Annotated in this window: 19 protein-coding genes; 8 read left to right on the top strand and 11 right to left on the bottom strand. The window is 74.2% G+C overall.

From position 1 onward, the window contains the following. Positions 1-77: 77 nt before the first annotated feature. Complete coding sequence (locus tag GHR20_RS34580; protein ID WP_153815475.1) at positions 78-1,328, bottom strand: NAD(P)/FAD-dependent oxidoreductase; 1,251 nt, start codon at positions 1,326-1,328, stop codon at positions 78-80. Between the two features lie 139 nt (positions 1,329-1,467). Here GHR20_RS34580 and GHR20_RS34575 point away from each other — a divergent pair, with 139 nt between their 5' ends. Both GHR20_RS34575 and GHR20_RS34570 read left to right on the top strand, forming a co-directional pair. Beyond that, complete coding sequence (locus tag GHR20_RS34575; RefSeq protein ID WP_181516216.1) at positions 1,468-2,043, top strand: TetR/AcrR family transcriptional regulator; 576 nt, start codon at positions 1,468-1,470, stop codon at positions 2,041-2,043. A 180-nt stretch (positions 2,044-2,223) separates the two neighbouring features. Beyond that, positions 2,224-2,646, top strand: coding sequence for a hypothetical protein (locus tag GHR20_RS34570; RefSeq protein ID WP_153815474.1), 423 nt, complete (start codon positions 2,224-2,226; stop codon positions 2,644-2,646). On the opposite strand, the gene GHR20_RS38215 is transcribed toward GHR20_RS34570, so the two are convergent. Continuing rightward, entirely contained in the window at positions 2,628-2,759 is a 132-nt protein-coding gene (locus GHR20_RS38215) for a hypothetical protein (RefSeq protein WP_275549803.1), read from the bottom strand. The genes GHR20_RS34570 and GHR20_RS38215 overlap by 19 nt on opposite strands. A 68-nt stretch (positions 2,760-2,827) precedes the next feature. Here GHR20_RS38215 and GHR20_RS34565 point away from each other — a divergent pair, with 68 nt between their 5' ends. Beyond that, positions 2,828-3,346 carry a TetR/AcrR family transcriptional regulator gene (locus GHR20_RS34565; protein ID WP_194859069.1) on the top strand — a complete coding sequence of 173 codons (519 nt, stop codon included), beginning with the start codon at positions 2,828-2,830 and terminating at the stop codon, positions 3,344-3,346. Positions 3,347-3,410: 64 nt separating this feature from the next. On the opposite strand, the gene GHR20_RS34560 is transcribed toward GHR20_RS34565, so the two are convergent. From GHR20_RS34560 to GHR20_RS34540, 5 genes are all read right to left on the bottom strand, one after another. Further along, positions 3,411-3,617, bottom strand: a complete 207-nt coding sequence (locus GHR20_RS34560) for a hypothetical protein (protein WP_111582857.1) — start codon at positions 3,615-3,617, stop codon at positions 3,411-3,413. A gap of 494 nt (positions 3,618-4,111) precedes the next feature. Further along, the gene (locus tag GHR20_RS34555; RefSeq protein ID WP_153815472.1) at positions 4,112-5,017 is read right to left on the bottom strand and encodes a class I SAM-dependent methyltransferase; all 906 of its coding nucleotides are present in this window, start codon (positions 5,015-5,017) and stop codon (positions 4,112-4,114) included. Between the two features lie 89 nt (positions 5,018-5,106). Beyond that, positions 5,107-6,213 (bottom strand): NAD(P)-dependent alcohol dehydrogenase, encoded by a 1,107-nt coding sequence (locus GHR20_RS34550; RefSeq protein WP_153815471.1) that lies wholly within the window; start codon positions 6,211-6,213, stop codon positions 5,107-5,109. Between the two features lie 2 nt (positions 6,214-6,215). After that, positions 6,216-7,634: an aldehyde dehydrogenase family protein gene (locus tag GHR20_RS34545; RefSeq protein WP_153815470.1), complete on the bottom strand. Its 1,419-nt coding sequence runs from the start codon at positions 7,632-7,634 to the stop codon at positions 6,216-6,218. A gap of 8 nt (positions 7,635-7,642) precedes the next feature. After that, on the bottom strand, positions 7,643-8,398 hold the full coding sequence (locus GHR20_RS34540; RefSeq protein ID WP_153815469.1) for a (5-formylfuran-3-yl)methyl phosphate synthase: 756 nt from the start codon (positions 8,396-8,398) through the stop codon (positions 7,643-7,645). Positions 8,399-8,784: 386 nt separating this feature from the next. Between GHR20_RS34540 and GHR20_RS34535 the strand changes: the two genes are divergently transcribed. Further along, positions 8,785-10,050: an oxygenase MpaB family protein gene (locus tag GHR20_RS34535; protein WP_153815468.1), complete on the top strand. Its 1,266-nt coding sequence runs from the start codon at positions 8,785-8,787 to the stop codon at positions 10,048-10,050. Positions 10,051-10,078: 28 nt separating this feature from the next. Here the strand turns inward: GHR20_RS34535 and GHR20_RS34530 are convergent, their stop codons facing one another. Beyond that, positions 10,079-10,618, bottom strand: a complete 540-nt coding sequence (locus GHR20_RS34530) for a GNAT family N-acetyltransferase (protein ID WP_153815467.1) — start codon at positions 10,616-10,618, stop codon at positions 10,079-10,081. 172 nt (positions 10,619-10,790) lie between these two features. After that, on the bottom strand, positions 10,791-11,432 hold the full coding sequence (locus GHR20_RS34525) for a hypothetical protein (RefSeq protein WP_153815466.1): 642 nt from the start codon (positions 11,430-11,432) through the stop codon (positions 10,791-10,793). Positions 11,433-11,568: 136 nt separating this feature from the next. Between GHR20_RS34525 and GHR20_RS34520 the strand changes: the two genes are divergently transcribed. Then, a complete protein-coding gene (locus GHR20_RS34520; RefSeq protein ID WP_194859068.1) occupies positions 11,569-11,922 on the top strand; it encodes a hypothetical protein in 354 nt (117 codons plus the stop codon). 90 nt (positions 11,923-12,012) lie between these two features. Here GHR20_RS34520 and GHR20_RS34515 read toward each other — a convergent pair whose 3' ends face one another. Next, on the bottom strand, positions 12,013-12,735 hold the full coding sequence (locus GHR20_RS34515; RefSeq protein ID WP_153815465.1) for a DUF1990 family protein: 723 nt from the start codon (positions 12,733-12,735) through the stop codon (positions 12,013-12,015). Between the two features lie 3 nt (positions 12,736-12,738). After that, positions 12,739-12,924, bottom strand: a complete 186-nt coding sequence (locus tag GHR20_RS34510) for a hypothetical protein (RefSeq protein ID WP_243878224.1) — start codon at positions 12,922-12,924, stop codon at positions 12,739-12,741. 460 nt (positions 12,925-13,384) lie between these two features. Here GHR20_RS34510 and GHR20_RS37895 point away from each other — a divergent pair, with 460 nt between their 5' ends. The 3 genes from GHR20_RS37895 (at position 13,385) to GHR20_RS34495 (ending at position 22,965) form a co-directional block, all read left to right on the top strand. Beyond that, positions 13,385-13,795 (top strand): DUF1990 family protein, encoded by a 411-nt coding sequence (locus GHR20_RS37895; protein ID WP_243878223.1) that lies wholly within the window; start codon positions 13,385-13,387, stop codon positions 13,793-13,795. A gap of 174 nt (positions 13,796-13,969) precedes the next feature. After that, positions 13,970-22,366, top strand: a complete 8,397-nt coding sequence (locus GHR20_RS34500; protein WP_153815463.1) for a type I polyketide synthase — start codon at positions 13,970-13,972, stop codon at positions 22,364-22,366. Between the two features lie 128 nt (positions 22,367-22,494). Continuing rightward, positions 22,495-22,965 carry a flavodoxin family protein gene (locus GHR20_RS34495; protein WP_153815462.1) on the top strand — a complete coding sequence of 157 codons (471 nt, stop codon included), beginning with the start codon at positions 22,495-22,497 and terminating at the stop codon, positions 22,963-22,965. Positions 22,966-23,049: the final 84 nt, after the last annotated feature.

Here is a 23,049-nt window from a genome sequence, read left to right as displayed (position 1 = left end):
AGCCATGGCAACCGACGACAACGCCGCGAGGCGCGGCACCAGACCCCGCGAGCCCGGCAAGATCCAAACGAGAGGCCCTAGGCCCCGGTCCGCTCGCCCCTCCCCCGGGCCCGCTCCCGCCGGTACGCCTCCGCCCGGGCAAGGTAGTCCCGGTGTTCCTGCTCCTGGTCCGGCGGGAGGTCCGGCTCGTCGGTGGTGGCGAAGAACCGCACCAGGGCCTCGTTGGAGCTCGCGGCCAGCTCGCCGGAGCGGGCGAACATCTCCGACTCGTACTGGGCGACCGCCTCGTCGAGGGTGGCCGACGGGTCGGGGCCGACGGCCCGGCGGACGGCGTGCGCGAGTTCCGCGCCGTCCAGCATCGCGAGGTTGGCGCCGTGACCGCCGAAGGGGGCCATCAGGTGGGCCGCGTCCCCGATCAGCGTGACGCCGGGGACGTGTTCCCAGGTGAGCGGGGCGGGCAGCGCCCAGAAGGACCGCGGGACGTAGTCGCCGTCGTTGCGCACGATCAACGCGCGCATGTCCGACGACCAGTGGCCGAACTCCCGTACGAGGTACGAGCGGACGCTCTCCCGGTCGGCGAGGTCCACACCGGCGGCGACGTGCCAGTTGGGCGCGGCACGGAACGCGAGGTAGCCGCGGACCACGCCGTCGCCGTTGCGCTGGAGGATCACCGCGCGGCCGTCGTTGTCGTTGGAGAACATGTGGCCGGCGCCGACGATCCCGGCGACCTCGGGGTGGCGTGAGTCGACCTCGTCGAACCGGGCGTCCAGGAAGCAGACCCCCAGGTGCCGCGGGGCGGCCTCGCTGACCAGGGGGCGGACCTTCGACCACGCTCCGTCGGCGCCGATCACCAGGTCGGCCGCCACGGTGGTGCCGTCCGCGAACTCCAGACCGTGCCGGCCCGCGCCGAGCGGGTCCACGCGGACGAGCCGGTGGCCCCAGCGGACGGTGCCGGGCCGCAGGTGGTCGAAGAGCATGCGGCGCAGCCGGCCGCGGTCGATCTCCGGCGCGGCCTCGTCGCCGGGGCCCGGCACGAACTCCGCCAGGACCGCGCCCTGGTGATCGCGGCGGGTCTTGGCCTGCCCCTCCGGCCGGGCCCGCGCCATGAAGGCGTCGAGCAGCCCGGCGTCCTCGAGGGCGATCTGCCCGGAGTCGGCGTGCAGGTCGAGCGTGCCGCCGGGATCACGGGAGTCCACGGCGTCGTCCGCGTCGTACACCGTGACCTCGATGCCCTGTCCTTGCAGGACACGGGCGCAGGTCAGGCCGGCGGGCCCGCCGCCGATCACACAGACGCGCGGTGCGGTGGGCCGGGGTGTGCTGTTCGTCATCGGGACCTTCCCCTCGGGTGGCGCGGGTCGCGAACGAGTCGCGACAGCACCCCCTCCGGAGGTGCAACCGCTAAAAAAGCGTAACAGCTCAACTTTCTGATTCGCTCCACGATCGGGATAAGGTGGTCCGGTGACCGAGATGGGGCGCCGAGAGCGCAAGAAGGCAGCCACCCGCCAGGCCCTCGCCGACGCGGCGCTGCGGCTTTTCTCCGAGCGGGGCTACGACGACGTCGGGGTGCGCGAGATCGCCGACGCGGCCGACGTCTCGGTGACCACGCTCTTCAAGCACTTCCCCGACGGCAAGGAGGCGCTGGTCTTCGACCAGGACGTGGACCGCGAGGCGGCGCTGGTCGCGGCGGTCCGCGAGCGCCCCTCCGGCCAGTCCGTGCCGCAGGCCCTGCACCGGCTGCTGAAGGGCGAACACTCCCGGCGGGTGCACACCGATCCCGGGTTCGACGACTTCCTGCGCCTGATCGACACCACCCCGGCACTGCGCGAGTACGCCCGCCGGATGTGGCTGCGGCACGAGCACGCCCTGGCCGCCGCGATCGCCGACGACGCCGGACTGCCCGCCGATGACGCGGGCTGCCAGGCCCTGGCCCACTTCGCCCTGGAGGCACCCGTCCTCGTCCGAGGCTCCCGCGATCCCGACGCGGCCCTCGACCGGGTCTTCGGCCTGCTCGCCGACGGCTGGACCGGGACCCGCGCCGGCTGACCCGGGCCCGGGGCCACCGCCCGCGGACGGAGCACAGGCAGAAGTAGCCGTACGGCAGTTCTGCCTGTGCTTCCGCATGGTCCGGGACAACTCCGCCGTGATCGACTTCCTCAGGCCGGTGAAGGGGCATCAGCCCCGGCGCCGCCGACCGGAACCCCGGCTCACGCGAAGGAATCGGACATGAACAAGATCAAGGCCGCTCTCGTCGCCGCCACCGTCGCCCTGGGCGGTCTCGGCATCGCCGCCGCGCCGGCCCAGGCCGGCACCTGCAAGCTCATGGGCAAGGCGTACAACTGCGGTTACACCGTGACGTCCGAGCCGCTCCCGAACGGCACGGAGCAGGTGTTCGTCATCGGCACCGACAGCGCCGTGTGGACGAACTGGAGCCTGCCCGACGGCAGTTGGTACGGCTGGGAGTCCATGGGCGGCGTCGCCCGGAGCGGGATCTCCGTCTGGGACGTGAGCGACGGCGGCTGGGTGTTCTCGATCGTCGTCACCGGCACCGACGGCAACCCCTGGCACCGCACCCGCTCCGCCGGCGGCACCTGGTCGCCCTGGTCCCTTCCCACCTGCCCCGAACCGGACTACAACTCGGCGTGCTGACGCCCGGCCGCTCCGCGCCGTACGGCATGCGGGTCCGCGCCGTACGGCGTCCGGGCGTCCGGCGCCGACCCGCCCGAGCGGGTGAGGCGGACCGGGCCGGGGGCCTGCGGCATGAATGAGAATGGTGGCCATGGCGAGGCAGAACGCGGATCAGCGTCGGGAAGCGGTACTACGGGCCGCCATGACGGAGTTCGGGCGCTTCGGGCCGGACGGCGCGTCGACGACGGCGATCGCGCAGGGCGCCGGAATCTCGCAGGGGTACCTGTTCCGGCTGTTCCCCAGCAAGCGGGCCCTGTACCTGGCGGCCGTGGAGCGCGCCTTCCAGGAGACGGAGACCGCCCTGCGCGGTCGCGCCGGGAACCTCTCCACGTTTCCCGAACTGCGGCGGCGATATGAGGAACTGGTGTGCGGCGGGGATCTGCTCCGTCTGCAACTGCATGTCTACTCGGGGGCGTTGGACGACCCCGAGTGCCAGGAGATCGCCCGGCGGGGCTTCCTCCGGATCTGGCGGACGGTGGCCGGACTCACCCAGGCGCCGGCCGCGGAGGTCCTGGACTTCCTCGCTCACGGCATGCTGCTGAACGTCCTGGTCGCGCTGGGCTTCCCGCTTCCCACGGGGCGGGAGGCGCCGGCCTCCTCGTTCGAGACCTGGGCGGCGGACAGCCGCGCGGAACCGCCCGCGTCGCGACCTGCCCCGTGATCACGATTCCTGTGCGCGGCACGCACAGGAATCCGCCCGGCGACACCCCCAACCCGGCGGCGGTCTACGCCCTGGGCAGCTGGAGCGCGGCTCGCGCGGAGGCGTCGGGCTGGCGCATCGGCAGCGGGCCGGTCGAGAGGGCGGGCAACGCCATTCCCCCCATCACGTGGTCGAGTTCACGCAATATGCTCGTCGCCGCGTCCCGTACGCGCGCAGGTACGTCGCCACGCTCCGCGACAAGTTGGTGGTAGATCGGAGCGTCCTGGAACATGGGGTCCCTTCCCGTAGTGATCATGACTGGTACGGGCGCCGAGTCTAAGGGCTGTCCGCCGCCGGTTGTGCCGGGTGACCGAACGGTGACCGATTACGTCGAGTCCCGGCCCCTGGCGCGCACGCCCGTCCGCAAGCCTTTCCGGGCTGCACGAATCCCTGTCCTCCGGGCCGCGTTCCGAAGGCCGTGGAAACCCGCTCACCACCAGGTCGTGATCGACCTCACGCCGGGGATGTCCGCTGCGTCACACTCCACGACAGCCGCCTTCCGCGCGCGCGTCCCAGGGCCGGACGGCTCACACGGCGGCCCCCATGACGGCCATCGGCGTTTCGGCCACCTCAAGAACTCCCCGACCGGGCCGCCCGGCCAAGGGTCGATGTATCCGGCACGCACGCGCATGCGCCTCGCGCCGGGATTCCCGCCACGTCCAAAAACGTGTCTTCGACGCGGGGGCGTCCGGTTGCCGTTGCCGAGCGGACAAGGCCCGGCTCCGGTCAGAGGCGGGCCTTGTCCGCGAACACCCATCGGTTGCCCTCCAGCGCGTCGTTCGGCTCGGGGAGGGGGCCGCGGCCGTGTCGGTCGGTGAATTCGAAGGGAGTGTGGACCGAGGCGGACCAGCCCCTGTCCGTCAGCTGGGCCGCGGAGTCGGGGCGGGGCCCCTTGTCGAAGAGGTGGAGCAGGTCGATACCGATCTGTGCGCGGGTCGCGGTGTAGATCGCGCTGTCACGGTACTGGAGCAGGTCCTTCTCCAGCTTGGCCTCGTAGGCCAGGGCGCTGCCCTCGGCGCTCAGCCGGTCCACCCTGTCGATGAGGGAGGTCTCGGCGGGGCCCGGCAGGTAGAAGAGCAGGCCCTCGGCCAGCCAGACGCTCGGCACGGCCGGGTCGAAGCCGGCGGTGGACAGCGCGGTGACCCAGTCCTCGCGCAGGTCGACCGGTACGGGAACGCGCTTCACCCTCGGCGTGGCCGACAGCTCCGTGAGCACCTGGTGTTTGAACGCCAGCACGCCCGCCCTGTCGATCTCGAAGACCACGCAGTCGGACGGCCAGTCCAGCCGGAAGGCGCGGGTGTCCAACCCCGCGCCCAGCAGCACCACTTGGCGGGCGCTCGCGCGCACCGACCGCAGGACGAAGTCGTCGAGGACCCTGGTGCGCAGGCCGAAGTAGCGTGCGAACCGCCCCCACAGCGGGTTGTCGTCCCCGTCCGGGACCTGCTGGATGCGCACCGGCCAGTCCGCGCACGCCGGGGCGGCGCGCACGAAGGGCTCCGCGTAGATGTCCTGGGCCAGGCTGTCGTGGCGGTGGGTCTCGATCGCCCGTGCCGCGGCGACCAGGAGGGCGGTCAGGCCCACTCCCCCGTCCACGCCTTCCACGTCCGTGTGCTGGGGCGCCGTACCGGCCATGTCTCCTCCGTCGACGGGGGGTGCGGGGGTGGGGACTGCGAGGGGCCTGCCGGTCGGACGCGGTGGGTCCGGAGTGCCGTATGCCGCGCTCATCGGCCTCTTCCTTCCGGCAGGAGCACGGGTTTGACCACGCGGCCCTCGTCGCAGTCGCGTTCGGCCCGGTTGATCTCGGACAGGGGGTAGGCGCGGATCAGTTGGTCGAAGGGGAAGCGTCCGGCCCGCCACAACCCGGTCAGCCGGGGTATCAGCAGTCCGGGTACGGCGTCCCCTTCGCAGATGTGGCGGATGCCGCGGCCCCGGTCCAGCGTGCCGGGTTCGAGCGGCAGCGCGGTGTGCAGGCGTGCCACCAGGCCGAGGGTTCCGGTGGGGCGCAGGGCGCGGAGCGCGTCGTTGACGAGCGGGGGCGAGGCCGTGGTGTCCAGCGCGTACTGCGCGCCGCCGTCGGTCAGCCGCCGGATGCGCTCGGGCAGTCCGGCCGTTTCGGCGGGCAGCGGGATCGCGCCGAACCGTTCGGCCAGGGCCAGCCGCCGGGGATGCCGGTCGACGGCGACGGCCGGGGCGCCGGCGGCGGTGGCCGCCATCACCGCGGCCAGGCCCACCGCGCCCGCGCCGAGGACCACGAGGGTGTCGCCGGGGCCTGCGCCGAAGGTGTTCAGGACGGCTCCGGCGCCGGTGAGGAAGCCGCAGCCGAGAGGTCCGAGCAGTTCGAGGGGCAGTGCGGGGTCCACCCGTACGGCGTTGCGGGCGGGGACGAGCGCGTAGCGGGCGAACGAGGACTGGCCGAACCACCGGGGGGCCAGCGCTGCCCCGGTCGCGTCGGTGAGGCGCGGGGTGTCCTCCGCGCGGCCTCCGAAGAGGTTGAGGGCGGCGAAGGAGTCGCAGTAAGCGGGGGCCGCGCCAAGGCAGTTGCGGCAGCGCCCGCAGGAGTCGAAGCTCAGTACGACGTGATCGCCGACGCCGATCGCGGCCTCCGGGCCGCCGCAGGTCCGCACGACGACCCCGGCCCCCTCGTGGCCGAGCACCGCGGGCAGTGGGCTGCGGCCGGCCGATCGCCGTACCGCGAGATCGGTACGGCACATCCCGCAGCCCGCGATCTCGACCAGGATCTCGCCCTCGGCGGGTTCCGTGCGCAGGGTCACCTCCTCGACCGTGAACGGGCCGTCGTACGAGCGCAGTACGGCCGCCTGGAACCTCATCGTCATTCCTCCTCCGGGCGGTGGACGACGAAGGGCCGGAGATTGCCGTAGAGCCCCCACGGTCCGCCCGCGACGCCGACGCCGCTGTCCTTGATGCCCGCGAAGGGCTGGGCGAGGGAGAGTTCGGCGTGGTGGTTGATCCAGGCGGTGCCGCATTCGAGCCGGTCGGCCACCGCCTCGGCCCGGTCGGTGTCGGTGCCCCATACGGAGCCGCCCAGGCCGAAGCCGGTGCCGTTGGCCGCGTCGACGGCTTCATCGAGGCCGCGGTACGGCAGCACCGGCAGGACGGGGCCGAACTGTTCCTCCGTCACCACCGGGCTGTCGGGCGGGACGTCGGTGAGGATCGTGGGTGCGAAGAAGTAGCCCGGCCCGTCCAGCCGGTGGCCCCCGGCCGCGGCGCGGGCGCCGTCGGCCAGGGCCCGCCGCGTGAGGTGCTCGACCCTGGCCAGCTGGGGGGCGTTGTTGACCGGGCCCAGCCGGGTGTCCGGGTCGAGGCCGGATCCGACGGCGACGGCCTTCGCGCGCCGGGCGAGGGCTTCCACGACCTCGGCATGGAGCCGGGCCGGGGCGTAGACGCGCTTGACCGCCATGCAGACCTGTCCGCAGTTGCGGAACGCGGCCCAGAACAGCCGGTCCGCGATCCGGTCCACGTCGACGTCGTCCAGCAGCACCGCGGCGTCGTTGCCGCCCAGTTCCAGGGTGACCCGGGCGAGGGAGGCCGCCGTCGCCCTGGCGACGGCCCGCCCGGTGGGCACCGAGCCGGTGAAGGTGACATGGCGGATGCGCGGGTGGGAGGCGAGGCGGGCGCCGAGGGGTTCCCGGCCGGTGACGACGGTCAGCACGTCCTCGGGCAGCGCGGTGGCGAGGACGGAGCCGAGCAGCCGGGTGGCGAGGGGCGTGCACGGTGACGGCTTGAGGACCACCGTGTTGCCCGCCGCGAGCGCGGGCGCGAACTTCGCCGCCGCGAGCTGGAGCGGGAAGTTCCACGGCACGATCGCGGCGACGGGCCCGAGGGGCCGCCAGCGGACCTCGCTCCGTACGGGCCGGCCGTCGCCGATCCGCCTGGTTCTGGGGGCCAGGCCGGCGAAGTAGCGCAGGCGGGCCGCCGTACGGGCGATCTCCGCGTACGACTCGGCCAGCGGCTTGCCCTGCTCCCGGGTGAGCAGCCGGGCGAGATCGTCACCGGCCGCCTCCACCGCGTCGGCCGCCCGGCGCAGGGCGGTGGCGCGGGCGGCGGGATCGGCGCGCCAGTCGTGCCACGCCCGGTGGGCCCGGTCGACCACGGCGTCCAACTCGTCCGGCTGCTGGTCGGGAGCCTCGTCGAAGGTCTCCCCGGTCGACGGATCCACGACGGCGAAGCGCGCGTCCCCGCGTCCGGGGACGCGGTCGGGCCCGGATGTCGGGGGCTCGGATGTCGGCATGCCGGCGGTCAGTTCGCGGCGGCGACGCCGGCCGCGTGCTCCTGGGCCTGCCGGTCCATCTCGGCCCGGAAGGCGGCCACCAGATGCGGCTGGATCCTGCCGGCATCGCGGTCACCGCCCTCGCAGACCGCTCCGCGCACGCCGACGATGTCGGTGCCGATGCGGGTCAGCGCACCGAGGTCGGCCGGTCGGACACTGCCGGCGAGGGCGGCGAGCCGGCCGGCGGCATGGGCCAGCCGGACGAACTCGGCGCAGACGTCGGGCGGAACGTGGTCGAACAGCCGGGTGCCGTCCTTGACGGCGGTGTCGAGCATGGCCGCGTCGGCGCCGGAGCGGGCGGCGATGTCGGGTACGGCGAGCGGGTTGACGCAGCCGATGCGAGGGGCGTCGGCGTACCCGGAGGCGACGACGAGCGCGTCGGGACGGTGGTCCTTCACCGCCCGTACGACCGCGCGCATGACCTCGATGCCCTGCTCGGGCGTGGTGCATCCGTAGAGGCCGACCTTGATGTACGTGGCGCCGGAGACGGCCGCGCCGAGCGCCGCCTGGGCGACCGTGCCGGGCTTGTACGGTACGTCCCCCACGGTGGCGGAGACCGGCTTGTCGGCCGGGACGGCGTCGCGGATCTCCCGGATGACCCAGGGGAAGTTGGCGCCGAGCGAGCCCTCGTCGGGCTTCTTGACGTCGACGATGTCGAGGTACTCCGCCGCCTTCGCACAGTCGAGGGCCTCCTCGACACTGTCCGGGGAGATGAGAAGCAACACCGTGAGCTCCTTCCGCCGCGGGCCCGCCCGGCCCGGGGGCAGGGGGGTGCGGATCACCTGGTTCGTGTGCGGTGCGCTCATCATTTCCGCCGTCTGCGGGCGCCGGTAGAGCGTGCGGGGTTCCCGTGCGGCGCGCGCGAGGATGCGCTGTGCGCCGCGTGGACCGGCGTGGACCGGCCCATGTGAGCGGCCGGTCGGCCCGCATCGCCTGGGGCAGGGTCGCCTGCCTGGTGACCGCGCCGCCGCCGGCACGGTGAGTTCTTCGATCGGTTCCGCGCGCCGGCTCGCGGGCCGTCCGAGGACCCGCCGGGCGCCGAGCGCCTCTGTCGCGCCTTCCGCGCCGCATGCGTTGTATGCGAGTGAATGTTCGCGTTACAACGGATGGTATGACGCAGAGCAGCGAGGTCCGTGACGGCGCCCGCTTCCCCCGCCGCTTCCGGGAGGCCGAGCGGCGCGGCCGCAAGATCGCCCGTGCGCTCTTCCTCTTCACCGGCATCGACGACGAGGTCGACGAGGCCCTCATGGAGCGGGTGGGCGACGCTCTCCTCCAGCGGGACGAGCTGGGCGCCGCCCTCGCCGAGGCGATGCGGCGGCCGGCCGGAGATCCGGGCCGGGTCACGCACGCGCAGATCGGCCGGGCGCTGCGCGCGGCGGACGCGTCCCACGATCTGCCGCCCGCGCTGCGGTCATTCCTCGAACAGGCGACGACCGTACCCGAGTGGGTGGACTGGGACCGGATCGAGCGCGGAGCCGCGGCGTACCGTTTCCTGGGCCGCAACAGCGGCGACGTGCTCACCCTCCTCTCCCTCATCGGCGGCTACCGCTTCGGCGGCCCGGCCGACCTGCTCGTCCTCACCGGCGGGCTGTCGGGCGGGACGACTCTGCGGCGCCTGGGCGAGACGAGCACGTGGTCCCATGCCGTCACCCGGGCCGGGGGCCTGCGGCCCGGCGCGGAGGGCTGGCGCCTCACCGTGCATGTGCGCGCCATGCACGCCCTGGTGAACGCCCGGTTCGAATCCCGCTGGGACACCGGACGCTGGGGCTGTCCGGTCAACCAGGCCGATCAGGCGGCCACCCTCGGGCTCTTCGACAGCACCGTGATCATCGGCTGCCTCGCCCTGGGTGTGCGGCTGACCCGTGCGCAGCGCGACGACCTCATGCACCTGTGGCGGTACGTCGGCTGGCTGATGGGTGTGTCGCCGGAGTGGCTGACCGATGTCGAGCACGTCCGGCACCGCTGGAACTACCACATCCTGCTGGCCGCCGGCGGGCAGACCCAGGCAGGCCGGGATCTGGCCCGGCTGACTCTGGACGCCCAGGCCGAACGGGACTTCGGGCACCGCGCTCCCACCGTCGAGCGGCTCCACCGGCGCTATGAGCGGGCCCGGCAGGCGAGCATCCTCAGCGCCTTCATGGGGAAGGACGGGATGCGCGATCTGGGACTGCGACGCCGGTTCCCCTGGGCCCTGCTGCTCGCCCTGGCGGGGAACACCCTCCGCTACCGGCTCCTCGGGGTCCTGCCCGGCGGCCGGGAGCGGCTCGAGGTACGCGGGGCGCGGGCGCAGGACCGGCAGCTGGCCTCGATGTTCCACGACGGCCGGCCTGCCGGCGTGGCCCGGCTGCCGGAGGCCGCGCGAGAGGCCGCCGCCTGAGAGGCGGGTTTTGAGCGCGTGCCGCGGCTCAATGGGGCCGGGTGGCCGGGGGCCGTATGCCGAGCCACTGTTCGGCGTCCCATGCCACGAACCGCTCCGCCTCGGTGAACCCCAGCTTCGCCGCGAGCCGCATCGAAGCGGCGTTGGCGCTCTGGGTGGTGAGCACCACCGGCTCGCCGGGCAGCGTGTCCTGGAGCCAGCCGAGTGCCGCCGCGCACGCCTCGGCGGCGTACCCGAGTCCCCACGCCCGCGGCAGGAACAGATAGCCGAGGTCGGCCTTCCCCGCGGCGGCGGGGCGAGCGTGCCCCGTGGCTCGCCTGAGCAGGATCTGTCCGATCATCGCCCCGTCCAGATCGACGACGAAGCTGCCGGGCCACCGCTCGGGCACCTCGGGCATCTCGCGTTCGAGCTCGTCACGCGGGCGAGGGCCGCCGAGGTAGGTGTGCGCCTGCGGCGAGGCGAGCAGTTCGATGAACGCCGCGCGGTCCCGGGCCTCGGGCTCACGGAGCACGAGCCTCTCGGTCCTGATCGGCTCGGGCGGCCAGGCCACGGCCCCAAGATCTTCCATCCGCGCACGCTAACAGCCGGTCGAACCGATCAAAAGGGAGCGGCTCGGCGGGCGCAGGCCGGAGCGGTACGCGGATGGCGGGTTCCGCGTGATGGCGGACCTGAGGGCGATGAATTCTGCGCCATCCCCGAGGGTTTCTTCGCACTCGAAGCCGAAGGGCGTGCGGACTGCCTCAGCCGACCGCCAGTTCCGTCAGCCAGCCGTGTCCGGGATGCACCCGCGTCAGCCACTCCCCGAGACGCTCGCGCCGCGCCGCGTCCAGCAGCGGGAGGACCGCCCCGAAGTCCGCCCGGTCCTTGGGGCGTGCCGCCTTCGCCTTGAACAGCAGGACCAGTTCCGGAATCAGATAGGGGATGCCGTCCGCGGTCCGCTCGATGATCGCGTCGTAGGGCAGCCGCAGGCTCTCGTCCCGTCGGCAGATCCACGTCTCCCCGTCGTGCGGCTCGCGGAAGACGTCGAACAGGTAACGGCCGCTCGCCGGGTCCCGTAGCCACGTCTGGTGGGTGGCGGCGAGTGCCTCGGCTCCCGCGCCCGCCCAGATCTTTCCCGAGCCCACCGCGTCACACACGTACCCGGGGAAGCGGTCGCGGATCTCCGTGAACCCCGCTGCGGGGACCGCGAGTTCCAGGTCGCCGTGGGGCCGGGTCTGTTTTCCGCGGAACAGGTCAAGCGCCCACCCCGCCGCCACGCACCAGGGCACACCGACCCCGTGCAGCCGCTCCGCGGCCTGTTCGGGCCGCCAGGCATGCGCCCACCGGGCATCCAGTTCGTCCGCGTCGAGAACAGCGCCGCCGGGCGGCAGGGATTCGGTCATCGGATCAACGTACCGCCATCCCCCTAAGGGCATGTCCGACCCACGCGGCGACCCGTTCGAGGGACAAAGCGCCTATCCAACTGTTTTCGGGGCATCGCTGGCACTGACCCCATCAACACCCGAAAGAGAGATCTCGATGTCCGCTCGCTCCCTCACCGCGGCCCTCGGCGCCGCCTGTAGTGCCTTTGTCCTGCTGCTGTCCGCACCCGGTTCGGCCTCGGCGGCGACCGGCCAGTTCCGCTACGCGTACACCACCGCCGAGGGATACGAAGCCGTCGGCTTCCTGAACCACCCCGTCAGCGGCGAGTGCATCAATCTGCGCGGCCCGGGTTCCGAGCCGGGATCGGCCGCCAGGGCCCCCAAGAACCACACGGACGCCACCGCCACCGTCTTCCTCGGCCCCGACTGCGAGGGCGACATCTACTACACCCTGCCTCCCGGCGCGGGCGCGGGCGACCGGCTCCGCCTGCGGTCCGTCGTCTTCTCCTGACCTGCCGGCCCCCGAAGGGCCGGGCCTCAGGCCGCCCCCTGTCCGTGCGGCCCCGCGCGAGCGAGCCTTCACACCACGGCCTGCCGTACGTCAGGCCGGCGAGACCCGGCGGAAGGCCAGCGCGTCCAGGCGACGGGGCCGCGCGTCCGAGGGGGCGTACACCAGGTGATCGACCCTCACCGGCGGGCGGCGTGGGACGGGCTCGCCGCGCGACGCCGCCTCGACGAAGCGCCGCATGCGTGCGCCGCACCGCCGGTAGAAACGCAGTTGGGTGCGGCGGCCGAACAGCCGCCATCCGAGCGCGATGACCGGACCCAGGGTGGGCGCGCCCTGGGAATGGCAGGTGACCAGGAACTCGACCGCGCCCGTCCGGCTGTTCTTCACCACCTCGTAGGTGACTTTGCCGCGCTCCAAGTGGCCGTCGAGGGTCTCGTAGGCCCAGCCCCAGACGTGGTCGGTGCCGTCGCGCGTCTCGTCGACGACTTCGGTGACGCGGACGCCGCAGTAGAAGTGCAGGCCGTGGAACCTGGCTTCGAGCAGCATGTCACGGCCGAGGAGGGGGGCCGCCGGGTCGTACAGCGCCCGTACGATCTCCGGTGGCGAGAACTCGTAGTCGCGCACGAGACGGCAGGCGTGCGTCCAGGACCCCCCGGACGCGGGAGGTCCCGGGGGTTCGGCGGGCAGCGGGATGCGGTGGACGTCGATGTTCCACGCGGGGCGGCGTACCTCGTCGAGCGAGTAGTTGACGGAGGCGCCCGCGAGCTCTTTCCACGCCCGTACCGCGTCGAACCGCCCGAAGGGCCGGTCGTCCACGGGTCATCGCTCCGGTTCCCGCAGTGATTCACCGATCAGCCACAGCATCGGCGGCCACAGGCCCACGAAGAGCGCGCGCCGTTCGGCGTTGCCTCGCTGCTCCTGGTCGATGGCCTTCGCGCGCACCCACAGCGTCACGCACAGACCGATCGCCCCGAGCGAGGCGAGGTGCAGCTGCGTGCTGCGCATGCCCGCTCGGTGCAGCAGCCGGACCACCATGCGCGCCTCCCGGTTCATCCGCTCGTGTCACACCACCGTGTCACCAGCCCTATACCAGGGTATGCACCTATTCATACATATTTATGCTTTATGCCCATCCGATGATGCGAGGGGGTTCGGTGCCCCGACAGCGCTGGCAACGGGGGCTGACCGTGCTGTCGCGGTGGCTCCTGGGCACGATGCTGGTCACCTGGCGTTACCTCTGGGAGACGACGCCCCTGTACCGCGCCGGCGAGTGCGAGGGCGACGAACGGGACCGCCCGCCGGCGCTTCCCGCCGCGGCGGCCGACGAACGGGTGCAGCCGGCCGAGGACGGCTGCGGCCCGCTGTTCCACCGGGTCTTCCGGGTGCGTATCGCGGGGGCCGACGTCGACGGCGTCGGACTCCTCGACCACGTCTGCCGTCACTTCGAGCGCTTCGTCCCTCGGAGGTGGTCGGTATCCGCGCGGGTGAACTCCGCACCCAGGGCCTGGACGTCGCGGACGAGTTGGTGGTGGAGGTGCCGGGCCCCTGGAACGGCCCGGTGCGGGTCCTGCGCCGCGAACCGGGGTCGCTGCACCTGGTGACGCTGCGCGGTCACATGGAGGCCGGGCAGGTGCGGTTCGGCGCACACGAGGACGGCGACCTGCTCGTGTTCGAGATCGAGTTGTGGGCACGCGCCGCCACCCGCCTGGTGCACGTCCTCTACTCCTACCTGCGCGTGGCGAAGGAGATCCAGCTCAACATGTGGGTCCGCTTCTGCCTGTCCGCCGTCGCGGACTCGGGCGGCCGGCTGGTGGACGGCGTCCACATCCGCACCCGCCGGCTCCGGCCGTCCCGCTCGACACCGACGGCGGGGTGAGAAGCGCTCCCCCCTGCCCAGCGCCCCCTGCCCAGCGCCCCCTGCGGAGCGACCCCTCCAGCCGACTCCGCCGTTGCGCCACGACGGCGTACCCCCCGCTCGTTGAACCGGGTGGGCAACCAGCTCGATCGCGCGGCCGTCCTCAACGACGGTTCGTCTCAAGGGGGTTAAGCCGTGGGTACGCACGCCGATGTCGTCAGGCCGCTGCCGGAGCTGCTCGGGGAACACGCTCGTCGTCTCGGGGACAAGGTCTGCTTCCAGGACCGGTCCCGTCGGCTGACCTACCGGGAGCTGGCGGAGCGGACCGCGCGGCTCGCCGGTCATCTGGCCGGGCTCGGGGTGGCCCGTGGTGACCGGGTGGCCGTGCTGCTCGGCAACCGTGTCGAGGCGGTCGAGAGTCTGCTCGCCGTCACCCGGGCGAGCGGCGTGGGCGTGCCGCTGGACCCGGGGAGTGCGCAGGAGGAGCTGGCCCGCTTATTGGACGACAGCGGGGCGCGGGTGCTCATCACCGACGACGCCTGTCCGGCGCGGCGGCGCGCGCTGTCGTGCCGGCCGGGGCTGACCGTGGTGGTGGCCGAGGGCGGCGAGGAGGGCGGAAGCGGCGGCGGGCCGGCCTCCCGCGCGGACATCGAGGGGCCGGCGGACGGAGCCGCCACGGACGGGGACGGGGCCGCCACGGACCGGGACCGGCCCGGCGCGGACGGGGACCGGCCCGGCGTCGCCCACCGCGAGCTGTCGTACGAGGAGTTGGCGGCCACGGAGCCCCGGACGCCCGCCCGGGACGATCTCGCGCTGGACGAAGTGGCCTGGCTGCTCTACACCTCGGGCTCCTCCGGCGTACCCAAGGGTGTCCTGTCCACGCAGCGCAACCGTCTCTCGCCGGTGGCGACGGGCCTGGCCGGCGTCCTGGGTCTGTCCGAACGGGACCATGTGCTCTGGCCGTTGCCCCTCCATCACGCCATGAGCCAGATCGTGTGCTTCCTCGGGGTCACCGCGGTGGGGGCGAGCGCGGTGCTGCTGCCCAGGTTCTCGGTGGCCGGCGTGCTCGGTGAACTGCGCGGCGGGGACGCCCCGTTCACCCTGCTCGGCGGGGTCCCGACCACGTACTCCGCGCTGCTCGACGCGGTCCGCGGCGAGGCGGACGGGGTCGGCCTCGGCGCCCCCGCGCTGCGGGCCTGCATCAGCGGTGGCGCGGCGGCGGGGCCCGGCTTCCGCACGTCCTTCGAGGCGGTGTGCCGTGCCCCCTATCTGGAGCACTACGGCAGTACGGAGGCGGGCCCGGTCACCATGGCGGGGCCGGGCGAGGCGACGGCGGAGGGGGCGTGCGGCCGGGTGCTGCCCGGGACCCGGGTCCGGGTCGGCGGGGGTGCCGACGGGCGGGACACGGGTGAGGGAGAGCTGTGGGTCAACGGGCCCGGGATCATGGCCGGTTACCACGGTCGGACAGAGGACACCGCGGAGGTCCTGCGCGACGGCTGGTTCCGCACGGGCGACCTGGTCAGGATCGACGGCCGCGGTGAACTGACGATCACCGGCCGGGCGAGTGATCTGATCATCCGGGGTGGGGTGAACGTCCATCCCTCGGAGGTGGAGGCGGTGCTACGACGCCTCCCGGGGGTGGCGGACGCGGCCGTGGCCGGACGCCCGCACCCCGTCTTCGGCGAGGTGCCGGTCGGCTATCTGGTCGCCGGGCCCGGTGGCGGCGCGCTGGACAGGGGACGCGTCCTCGCCGCCTGCCGCGCGCGGCTGTCCGCCGCCAAGGTGCCCGTCGAGCTGTTCGAGGTGGCGGGCATTCCCCGTACCGTCTCCGGAAAGATCGTGCGCCGGGACCTCGCCGGTCTGCCGGCGCGGGCGCTGGGAGCGGAGGCCGCCGAGGGGCCCGCGGAGCGGCGAAGGGGCGAGCCCGCCGATCCGCGCCGGTCGCCGTCGCGGGACCTGCTGGGCCTGGTGCGGAGCGAGGTGGCGGCCGTCCTCGGGTGTGCGCCTCGGTCGGTGGAGCCGGGCACCGCCCTGCGGGACCTGGGGATGGACTCCCTGACGGCGACGGTGCTGCGGGAGCGGCTGTCGGCGGTGACCGGGCTGCCGCTCTCCGAGGCCGTCGCGTTCGACTTCCCGACGGCCGCCGCGCTCGCCGCGCACCTCGGGGAACGCGCCGCCGCCGCGCCGGCCGGGGCCGGGCCCGTGCACCGGGACGCGGTCCGGTCGGACGACGACCCCGTGGTGATCGTGGGGATGGCGTGCCGCTATCCCGGAGGGGTGAGCTCTCCGGAGGAACTGTGGCGGCTGGTCGCCGACGGGAGGGACGCCATCGGCCCCTTCCCCACCGACCGGGGCTGGGACACCGGGGCGTTGTACGACCCGGATCCCGGGCGGCCCGGGCGGACGTACGTGCGCGAGGGCGGATTCCTTTCCGGCGTGGACCGTTTCGACCCCGGCTTCTTCGGCATCTCCCCTCGCGAGGCGCTGGCCATGGACCCGCAGCACCGGCTGCTGCTCGAAGTGGCGTGGGAGGCGTTCGAGGACGCCGGTCTCGTCCCCGCCGTCCTGCGCGGCTCGGCGACCGGGGTGTACGTCGGGCTGATGTACAGCGACTACGCCCGCCGGCTGACCAGGACGCCCGAGCAGGTCGAGGGGTATCTCGGCCTCGGCAACGCCGGAAGCGTCGCCTCGGGTCGTATCGCGTACACCTTCGGGCTCGAAGGTCCGGCCCTCACGGTGGACACGGCGTGTTCGTCCTCCCTGGTGGCCCTGCATCTGGCGGCCCAGGCGCTGCGCCGGGGTGAGTGCGCCTTCGCGCTGGCCGGGGGTGCCACGGTGATGTCGGGTCCCTCCTCGTTCGTGGAGTTCAGCCGCCAGCGGGCGCTGGCACCGGACGGCCGCTGCAAGGCGTTCGGCGCGGGCGCCGACGGCACGGGGTGGGCCGAGGGTGCCGGAATGCTGCTGCTGAGCCGGTTGTCGCGGGCGCGCCGCGCGGGACTCCCGGCGCTGGCCGTGGTGCGCGGCTCGGCGGTGAACCAGGACGGCGCGAGCAACGGGCTGACCGCACCGCACGGACCGGCGCAGCAGCGGGTGATCCGGCAGGCGCTCGCGGACGCGGGACTGGTCCCCGGGGACGTCGACGCGGTGGAGGCGCACGGAACCGGCACCCGGCTGGGCGACGTCATCGAGGCGGAGGCGTTCTTCGCGACGTACGGCCACGACGCGCGGCGGCGTCCGCTGCTGCTGGGCTCGGTGAAGTCGAACATCGGGCACACCCAGGCCGCCGCCGGAGTGGCCGGTGTGATCAAGATGGTGCAGGCGATGCGGCACGGCGTGCTGCCGCGCACGCTGCACGCCGACGAGCCGACCCCCCGGGTCGACTGGTCCTCGGAGCGGATCGCGCTGCTGAGCCGGGCGGTGGAGTGGCCCGCGACGGATCGTCCGCGCCGGGTGGGGGTGTCGTCCTTCGGCATCAGCGGCACCAACGCCCATGTGGTGCTCGAAGAGCCTTTGGGGGGCGCGGAGGAGGACGGGGCGGCAAACCGCCGGGAGGTACGGGAAGGTACGGCGGCCCCGGGGATGCGCCCTGTGCCGCCGCCCGGGCGGGCCGCGGTGGCCTTTCCCGTGTCGGCCAGGAGCGTGCCGGCGCTGCGGGCCCAGGCGCGACGGCTGTACGAACAGGTGGCCGCCGCCCCCGACGCGTCCCTGCCGGACCTCGGGTACTCGCTCGCCACCACCCGGGCCGCCTTCGAGCACCGGGCCGTGGTGGTGGCGCGGGACCGTACCGAACTGCTCGACTCCCTGAGGGCGTTGGCGGAGGGGGACAGCCCCTGCGGAGTGCACCGGGGCATGTCCCGCGACCTGAGCCGCGTGGCCCTGCTGTTCACCGGCCAGGGCAGCCAACGCGTCGGCATGGGACGTGCGTTGTACGAGTCGCGGGATCTGCACCCTGCCTTCGCCCGCGCGCTGGACGAGTGCTGTGCCCTGCTCGACCCACTGTTGCCGGTGCCCCTGCGGGACGTCATGTTCGCCGCGCCCGGCACGGAGACCGGCGGGCTGCTGCGCACGACCCGGTTCGCGCAGCCGGCCCTCTTCGCCCTGGAGACGGCCCTGTTCCGGCAGTTCGCGGCCTGGGGTGTGCGCCCCGCCCTGGTGGCCGGGCACTCGGTGGGCGAGGTGACGGCGGCCCATGTCGCCGGGGTGCTGTCCCTGGCGGACGCGTGCACGCTGGTGGCGGCCCGAAGCCGGCTGATGGACGCGCTGCCCGCGGGCGGCGGGATGGCGGCGGTGGCCGCCGGTGCGGACGAGGTGGCCGCACACCTCGCCGGGACCGGGTGTACGGCGGAGATCGCGGCGGTCAACGGGCCCGCCTCCGTGGTCGTCTCCGGCGACGAGACCGCGGTGCGGGATATCGCCGGGCACTTCCGGGCACAGGGCCGTTCGGTGACCTTGCTGCGGGTCGGCCATGCCTTCCACTCCGCCCGGACGGAGCCCGCGCTGGCCGGCTTCGCGGACGTGCTCCGGCACCTCTCCTTCGCCGCGCCCCGGTTGCCGCTGCTCACCGCGGTCGCGGGCCGCGCGGCCACCGACGAGGAGCTGTGCACACCGGAGTTCTGGGTGGACCATGTCCGCCGCCCGGTCCGCTTCGCCGACTCGGTGACGTACCTGGGCGGGCAAGGGGCCACGCATTACGTCGAGTTGGGTCCGGACGGGGTGCTCACCGGCCTGGTGCGGGACTGCCTCGCCGTGGCGGGGACACACCCGGCGGCACGCGACGGTGAACGGGACCCGGAACCGGTGGTCCTGCCGACCCTGCGCGCCTCGCGGCCGGAAGCGGACGCCCTGCTCGACACACTGGCGGCGCTGCACGCGCACGGCGTGGCCGTCGACTGGCCGGCCGTCTTCGCCGGGCGCGGCGGCCGGCGGGTCGCGCTGCCCACGTACGCCTTCCAGCGCCGCCGGTACTGGCTGGCGGCCGACGCCGCCCCGCCTCCGCCCGTGATCCCGGCGGCCGGGGCCACCCACCCCCTCCTGCGGTCGTGCATCCGCACCGCCGACGACGACGGCCTGCTGCTGAGCGCATTGCTCTCGGTGCGCGACCAGCCGTGGCTCGCCGACCATGTGGTGGCCGGAGAGATCCTGCTGCCGGCCACCGCCTTCGTCGATATGGCCCTGCACGCGGGCGAGTCGGCGGGGGCCGACGTGCTGGACGAGCTGGTTTTGACCGCGCCGCTGCCATTGCCCCCGGACGGCGCGGTCGCCGTGCAGGTGAAACTGGCGGGGCCGGACGACGCGGGACGACGGACCGTGTCCTTCCACTCCCGGCCACATCCCGCAGCGGGTGACGAGCCCTGGGTCCGGAACGCCGTCGGAACGCTCATGCCGGCACCACCGCCCGCGGACCGGGGAGCGGCCGGGGCCGAGGGCGCGTCCTGGCCGCCGGAGGGGGCGGTGCCCCTGCGGGCCGGGGGTCCGGGAAGCGGAGCGTACGACCGGCTCGCCGCCGACGGGCTGCGCTACGGTCCCGCCTTCCGGGGCATGCGTGCCGCCTGGCGGCGCGGGGAGGAGCTGTACGCCGACGTCGAGCTGCCCGAAGCGGCCCGGGGGCCCCAACCAGAGTCTGGTGAACCGGAGTTCGTCCTGCACCCGGCACTGCTCGACGCGGCGCTGCACGTCCGGGCCCTGGCCGGCCTCCTCCCGGCCGGTCCCGGGGCGGACGCCCCACCGGCCGGGGGGCTGTCCCTGCCGTTCGCCTTCGGTGGCGTGCGCGTGCACACCACCGGTGTACGACGCCTGCGGGTCCGGGTGGCCCCAGGGCCCGACGGGCGGACCCGGGTGGAGCTGACCGACGAGACGAACACGCCAGTGGCCACGATCCGTTCGCTCACGCTCCGGCCCCTGCCGCGGACCGGCCCGGCGACGACGGGCACGCTCACCGGTGCCCTCCACCGCATGGACTGGGTGCCGCTGCCCGAGCCGCCCGCGCCCGCGGCGATGCCCCGCTGGGCGGTTCTGGGCACGGCGGGCGAACCGCTGATGGACGCCCTCGCGCCGCCCGGTTCCGGTGTCCCCGTGTACGCGCGCCCGGCGGCATGCGACGCCTCGTCGGCCGTCGTCGTGGCGCCCTGCCCACCGCCCGGCACGGACGGCGACGCGCGGGACGGGGCCGCCGAGTCGCTGGCGGCGGCGGACCGGGCGCTGAGGCTCGTACAGGAGTGGCTCGCGGAGCCGCGGCTGTCCCGCTCCCGGCTCGTCCTCGTGACGTCCGGTGCCGTCGCTCCGGTCGACGACGGTTTCCTCCCGGAGGCGGTCGCCGGTGGCCGGTCGGGCGACGCGGCGGCCGTGCCGTCACACGCACCGGTATGGGGGCTGATCCGCTCGGCCCTGCGCGAGCACCCGGGGCGCTTCGCCCTCGTCGACGTGGACGAACACCCCGATTCCTGGGCCGCGCTGCCCGCCCTGCTCGCCGCCTCGGTGCCGGAGGCGGCCGTCCACCGGGGGACGGTGCGCGTGCCGAGACTCGTACAACTGGCCGAGGCCACAACGGAGTCGCGGACGCGGCGGCCGCTCGACCCGAAGGGCACCGTCCTGGTCACCGGCGGCACCGGTTCGCTCGGCAGGCTGGTGGCGCGGCATCTGGTCACCGCCCACGGCGTGCGTCATCTGCTGCTCGTCGGGCGACACGGCCCGGACGCCCCCGGGGCCCCAGAACTCGTCGCGGAGCTGGGCGAGGCGGGCGCCGAAGTGACCGTGCGCGCCTGCGACGTCGCGGACCGGACCGCGCTGGCCGCCCTGCTCGGCACGGTACCGGCGGCCCACCCGCTGACCGGCGTCGTCCATACCGCCGGGGTACTGGACGACGGTGTCGTCACGGCGCTCACCACCGGCCGGCTGAGGCGGGTGCTGCGCCCCAAGGCGGACGCCGCGCTCGCACTGCACGAGCTGACGCGCGGTCAGGATCTGCCCCTGTTCGCGCTGTTCTCCTCCGTGGCCGGCACCTTCGGCTCCGCCGGCCAGGCCAACTATGCCGCCGCCAACAGCGTGTTGGACGCGCTGGCACGGCATCGGGTCCGGCTCGGGCTGCCCGGTACGTCGATCGCCTGGGGCCCCTGGCGGCAGGACGACGGCATGATGGCGCACCTCGACGAAGCGGACCGGCGGCGGATGACCCGTGCCGGATTCGCACCGCTCGGGCAGGAGGAGGGCCTGGCCCTCTTCGACGCCGCCGTGGACGGTTGCGAGCCCGTGGTGGTGGCGGCCCGTCTCGCGCCGGCCGCCCTCCACGGCACCGGCCCCACGGCGCACCGGGTCCGGGCCCGCGCCGCCGACCGCGGCGGGGCCCGACTCGCCCAGGCGCTGGCCGCCGCCCCGCCCGGCGCCCAGGCCGGGGTGCTGCTCACCGAGGTCCGGACCCTGGCGGCCCGCGTCCTGGGCCACCCGGACGGGGCGAGCGCGATCGACGCGGACGCCCTGCTGGCGGACCTGGGGCTGGACTCCCTGGCCGCGGTCGATCTGCGCAATGAGCTCGCCGCGTGGACGGGGCTCGCGCTGCCGACCACGCTGCTGTTCGACTTCCCGACCCCGCGCGCGCTCGCCGCCGAGCTGGCGCGCGGGTACGCCGCCGAGGCGCCTTCTCCGGCCGCCACGCCCGATGGTCCGGCGGGGTCCGAGGCCGTCGGCCCTCCGGGTTCCCCGGGCGAGGCGGGCGGCGGCCAGGCCGCATACGGCTCCCCGGACACCGCCGGCCCACGGGCCGCCGACGCGCCGGACGCCGACGCGGCCCCGGACTCCCTGGGCGCTCTCTTCCGTACCGCGTGCGCCCGGGGACGGACCTGGGACGGCATGGTGCTCCTCACCGTCGCCGCGCGCCTGCGCCCGGTGTTCGACAGGTCCGGTGCGCCCGGCGCGACGCACGAGCCCGTCATGCTGGCGGCGGGCGGCACGGGGGCCCGGCTGGTCTGCTCCCCCGCGCTCAGCGCGGTCTCCGGGCCGCAGGAGTACGCGCGCCTCGGTGCCGGGTTGCGCGGTCTGCGGCCGGTCTCCGCGGTACGGCACCCGGGGTTCGCCCCCGGAGAAGCCCTGCCCGCCACGCTGGACGCGCTGGTCACCGCCCAGGTCATGGCCGTCCGCGCGGCCGCGGCCCAAGGCCCCCTGGTCCTGCTCGGGCGGTCGGCCGGTGGCTGGGTGGCCCACGCCGTGGCCGAACGCCTGGAGTCCGAGGGTGCCGGCCCGGCCGCCGTGGTGCTGCTGGACACCTATCCCCCGGGTCACGGCGACCGGGATCAGGCGCTCTCCGCGATGACGTCGGACATGCTGCGCCGGGCGGCGACGTACGCCTCCGCCAGCCCCGAGCGGCTCACCGCGATGGCCGGATACTTCGAGCTCTTCGACGGCTGGAAGCCCGCGCCGCTCGCCTGCCCCACCCTGTACGTACGGGCCCAGGACACCCTGCCCGGCGCCGGGCCCGCGCCGGCCTGGAGCCTGCCGCACGCCGGGATCACCGTGCCCGGGGACCACTTCACCCTGCTGGAGGAGCATGCCCGCACCACCGCGCTCGCCGTCCACCAGTGGCTGGGGGACGGGCCGGTCTGAGGACGCCCGGGGAGAGGGGCGGAGCGGGACGGAGCCGCGGGATGTGGGCGCCGTCACGCTCGCCGCATGTCACATCCGACGCCGCCGCGCCGGTCCTTGATACGGAAGCGAGAGAAGGGATCGTGAGGATGAAGACCGTCATCGTGTGCGCCTCCGTGTCGCACGGCAACACGCGTCGTGTCGCCGACAGCATGGCCGAGACCCTGGACGCGAAGGTCGTCTCCCCGGAACAGGCCGACCCGGCGGAGCTGGCCGCCGCCGACCTCGTGGGATTCGGATCGGGCGTCTTCTACAGCAGGCTCCACCCCCGGCTGACCGACTTCGCCAAGGCGCTGCCCGCCGGGCGGGGCCGGGCGTTCGTGTTCGCCACCAGCGGGCTCCCCGAGCTCCCCCTGATGCCCTTCGCCCGCCCCCTGGTCCGGCTCCTGGAGGCCAAGGGCTTCGAGGTGGAAGGGAGCTTCTCCTGCCGGGCGTTCGACACCTGGGCGCCCTTCAAGCTGCTCGGTGGCATCAACAAGCAGCGGCCGAACGCCGGGGACCTGGCCGCCGCACGGGCCTTCGCCGGGCGACTTTGGGACGGGCGGGCGTCGGCGTCCTGAGACGTCCCGCCTGAACGTCGTACCGCCGGAACGCGGTCGATGCCCGCAGGACGGCAACCTCCTTGCCGTGGAACACCTTTGACC

It is taken from the genome of Streptomyces sp. SUK 48, from assembly GCF_009650765.1.
Taxonomy (GTDB): domain Bacteria; phylum Actinomycetota; class Actinomycetes; order Streptomycetales; family Streptomycetaceae; genus Streptomyces.
Note: the sequence above shows the minus strand (reverse complement) of the source record. Positions and strands in the feature narration are given on the sequence as shown.